This is a genomic window from Mesorhizobium sp. M1227, assembly GCF_040318315.1.
Lineage (GTDB): Bacteria > Pseudomonadota > Alphaproteobacteria > Rhizobiales > Rhizobiaceae > Mesorhizobium.
Genome location: NZ_JAMYLZ010000117.1, coordinates 1 through 592, shown reverse-complemented (window position 1 = coordinate 592; position 592 = coordinate 1). Strand labels below are relative to the sequence as shown.

1 pseudogene is annotated in these 592 nt (G+C 69.4%); it reads right to left on the bottom strand.

The annotated features are described in order from the left end of the window. Positions 1 to 592 (bottom strand): annotated as a pseudogene (gene tnpC, locus NKH28_RS34360) (IS66 family transposase); the annotation flags it as partial.

The window sequence follows — 592 nt, the reverse complement described above, 5'->3', positions numbered from 1 at the left end:
CCTCGGCGATCGCGGGAATAGTAGAACACTGCCGCCGGCGGATCGGCGCCGCCGAACGGTCGGTCATCGCGCACATAGGTCCATAATCGGCCGGTATCGGTCTGCCCTTGGCCAGGACCGGCACCGTCGTGTCGTCGCCGTGCAGACGCGAAGCGGCCAGCACATGGGCTTCGAGCCGCTTGAACAGCGGCATCAGCGCCGCGGCGCCGGCGCCGACCTGGTCGGCGAGCGTCGACAGGCTGAGCGGCACGCCTTCGCGGGCATAGCGTTCGGCCTGGCGGTTGAGCGGCTGATGCTGGCCGAACTTCTCGAACAGGATCATCGCCAGCAGGCTGGGACCGGCCCAGCCGCGCGGGGTGGCGTGGAAGGGCGCCGGAGCCTGGCTGATCGTCTCGCAGTCGCGGCAGGTGAACTTCTCCCGCACGTGCTGGATCACCTTCCATTGCCGCGGCACCACCTCCAGCGTCTCGGTGATATCCTCACCCAGCTTGCGCAGCCGATGACCGCCGCAGCAATGGCAAGCGGCCGGCGCCGGCTCGACCACGCGTTCGCGCGGCAGATGCTCGGGAAATGGCTGGCGCGCCGGTCGCTT